Genomic DNA, 3,194 nt, shown 5'->3' with positions numbered 1-3,194 from the left:
GCTTATTTGCGCTTATTTGCGCTTATTTTACTTAGTTACTGCTATTTTCCTTGAGCACTCCCATGCTATAAAACAAAAAGGCAACAGCTGATATGACGATAAGAAATGGCGTGAGTAACCAGATAGTAATATTGATCAGTAGTGATGACAGCGCTCCGTTAAACATAACATAGTTAGGCGCTACGGCATCTCTGACAATATCGATAGCGCATTTTACGATAGGAAAGAGCAAAGTACTGATGCCAAGAGTGAGGGTATACTTATCAAAGCTAGGATCGACGAGTAAAACGGCAAAGTAAAATACCGCAAAAAAAGTAATACTTAGTGCTAAGCATTTAAAGATATAGCTTAAATGAATCACAGGAAGCTCCTTATTCTCACTCATAGCATATTTAAACCAAGCCATTCAACAATTTCTATTTAATGAATATATTATATGTTATTAATTGAATATACAAGTAAACTGAGCAGACAAGTGTATTTTTAAAACGGGATTGGATGATTACTTACTCAAGGCTGCAATTAATATGTGGAACGAGCGTTATAACGAAGCAGAATATGTCTTTGGTACTGAGCCTAATGACTTTTTAAAAGCGCAGTTTGCACGGATACCTGCTGGCGGGCGCGTGCTCTGTCTAGCAGAAGGCGAGGGCAGGAATGCAGTGTTTTTGGCTGAGCAAGGCTATCAGGCGACCGCTATGGATTTATCCGAAGTGGGTTTAAACAAAGCGATAAAGTTAGCTATTGAGCGAGGCGTTGACATCACCACTCAAGTCGCTGATTTGGCTGATTATCAGTTTGGTATGGGACAGTGGGATGGCATCGTCTCTATTTGGGCGCATCTGCCGCCTAAAATAAGGCAGTATGTGCATGCTCAAATTGTGCTCGCACTAAAACCTAATGGGGTATTGATTGTTGAAGCTTATACCGAGGATCAACTTGAGATGGACGCTATCGGTGGTCCCCCTGACGCGCAAAAGGAGCGCTTTAGCTCACTAAATAACTTGCAAACGGAACTGACTGAGTTGGTACAAATTATTGGCACCGAAAAACAGCGTGTGATATCTGAGGGCAAGCGTCATCAAGGACTAAGTGCTGTGGTTCAGTTTGTTGGACGTAAAACGTTGGAATTTTAAATACTAGAAAATAAAAACACTATTATTTCTAACTAGAATACCGTTTAGTACTTGTACTGTTTCATTTTGAAATATGACAAATGTTCGTGATATGTTCTATTTTGTGTGAATAGCTTAATAAGTTTTGAGTCATAAACTCTATTTGCTAAGGTACGGCATCATCAATTAAGAGAGGAGAAATACTGTGAGTAGTCAAGAACAAAAAGACCATACTGTCAACAACTCAGAAGATCTAAAGAGTAAATTCACTGAGTCTATTGATGCCTTCAAGCTACGAGCTGAACTATTGGTCGCCAACTTAAAGGAAGGCGGTGATGATGGTTATGATCATTCGACGACTAACGCCGGCGAGAAAGGCCTAAAGTCAGGGAAAGTCTCTGAGCTTACGGTTATAGCCCCCTTAAAAGAAGGCGGCGCTGAACGTCTAAAAGAGATTTTAAAAATAGCAGGGGGTAATCTAAAAGGTGCAACACGAGTAGGAACCTTGCACGATCTGCGCTTTGTATTTATAGATGATGATACTAGAGTGCTGTTCTGTACGGCCTACGATGGCGACTGGGATCCTTACATTGATGACTTTGCGACCAAAATTCCTGAATTAATGGATATTTTATTTGGCAATGTAAAAGGCTGGCCTGGCATCAAAGACCCAAGTGTCAAACAGTTTATCTTAGACCACCAAATTACCGCTGCTGGCTGGTATGTTGGAGTGCCGCATCTCACTGTACAAGACATCCGCCGCCATGAGCGCATTGTAAAGGGGATCAACAAAGCTTTGGATGAAGCTCAAGCGAATTAAGTATTGAATCTTTCAATCTAAAAAATTCTGAATTATATTCCAGAAACTAAAAAATAGGGTTCATCTATGAGTAGAGATAATAATAAGAGACCACTGTCTGAATTGACTGATAAATTGCAGAACTTCAAAGACGAGTTCGGCAATCCTGTTGAAGACAGTAGCTTTGAGACATGGTTTAGAGATATCAAAGAAGAAGTGGGCGAAAGTATTGAGGCGATGACTCGTAAAGCACGCGGAGTTTTCAACCCTAATCTAGTGACAATGGCGCTAGATAATATTCAATCTATCGTGCTACGTGAGCGTCCAACGCCCTATTTTGGCACAGTAGTGGCGCTAAAAGTTAACGATGAGGCAGTTGGACGACAACTACTAGCCAAAGTGTTGCCTGATGTGACTGGGAGTCAAGGATGGCATAATGATATGCAAGCCACGTTATCTATTGTGATAACTTACGAGGGGTTAGAGGCGTTGGGCGTGCCGCATTCTTCACTTGATAGTTTCCCTGAGTCGTTTAAAGCTGGTATGGCCGCGCGTGCTGAGCAGTTGCATGATTTTGATGTCAATGCCCCTGATAATTGGATAGCACCTTTTGGTGATAAAGGCGATATCCACGTAGGCGTAGCTATCATTGCTGATACCAAAGAGAAATGGCAAGCCAAACTTGATGAGCTTAAAGATAACCTCAAAGATCACATTGATGATCACAATCCTGCCCATGGTGATATAGAGATATTGATGGAGCAGAACTTTGGTTCAAACAATACTGTCAAGAACGTCTTCGGTTATCGCGACGGTATCAGTAATCCTGAAATCAAAGGCAGTGGCATTCAAACGCCGCCTAGCCATGATGGCGATCCTATTGCTGCAGGCGAGTTTGTACTGGGTTATGAAGGGGAGGCAGGTACTGTGGCACCAATGCCGCAGCCTGAAATCTTGGGCAAGGATGGCTCGTTTATGGTGCTACGCGCTTATCATAGTCACGTTGCTGCCTTTAATAAGTATCGTAAAGACAACACCGATGATGAACAGGAGGCAGAGCTACTCGGTGCCAAAATGTGGGGGCGCTGGCGATCAGGCGCGCCGCTCATCTTATCTCCTGATGCGGATAATCAAGCATTGGGTGATGACCCGAGTCGCAACAATGACTTCGGTTATAAAGGCGATCCTTACGGCAAAAAGTGCCCGTTTGGCGCACACGTACGGCGCATGAATCCGCGCGATAGCAAAGACTTTATCTTATCTGATGTGCGTATTCACCG

4 protein-coding genes are annotated in these 3,194 nt (G+C 42.8%); 3 read left to right on the top strand and 1 reads right to left on the bottom strand.

The window, feature by feature from the left end; genetic code table 11:
- Positions 1-31 precede the first annotated feature (31 nt).
- Positions 32-385, bottom strand: a complete 354-nt coding sequence (locus ACTXGO_RS11655; protein WP_435948921.1) for a hypothetical protein — start codon at positions 383-385, stop codon at positions 32-34.
- A 142-nt stretch (positions 386-527) separates the two neighbouring features.
- Between ACTXGO_RS11655 and ACTXGO_RS11650 the strand changes: the two genes are divergently transcribed.
- From ACTXGO_RS11650 to ACTXGO_RS11640, 3 genes are all read left to right on the top strand, one after another.
- Complete coding sequence (locus ACTXGO_RS11650; RefSeq protein WP_443542321.1) at positions 528-1,136, top strand: class I SAM-dependent methyltransferase; 609 nt, start codon at positions 528-530, stop codon at positions 1,134-1,136.
- A gap of 184 nt (positions 1,137-1,320) precedes the next feature.
- Positions 1,321-1,935 (top strand): hypothetical protein, encoded by a 615-nt coding sequence (locus ACTXGO_RS11645; protein WP_443542323.1) that lies wholly within the window; start codon positions 1,321-1,323, stop codon positions 1,933-1,935.
- A gap of 66 nt (positions 1,936-2,001) precedes the next feature.
- Positions 2,002-3,194, top strand: a 1,193-nt coding sequence (locus tag ACTXGO_RS11640; protein WP_443574622.1) for a Dyp-type peroxidase, incomplete at its 3' end; no start/stop codon positions are given.

It is taken from the genome of Psychrobacter sp. T6-1, assembly GCF_052258445.1.
The sequence above is the reverse complement of the archived record's forward strand: the minus strand, read 5'-3'. Positions and strand labels throughout refer to the sequence as shown.

Bases quoted from the DNA above. Each gene is read 5' to 3' on its own strand.
- ACTXGO_RS11655 (WP_435948921.1), bottom strand. From the start codon at position 385: ATGAGTGAGAATAAGGAGCTTCCTGTGATTCATTTAAGCTATATCTTT.
- ACTXGO_RS11650 (WP_443542321.1), top strand. From the start codon at position 528: ATGTGGAACGAGCGTTATAACGAAGCAGAATATGTCTTTGGTACTGAG.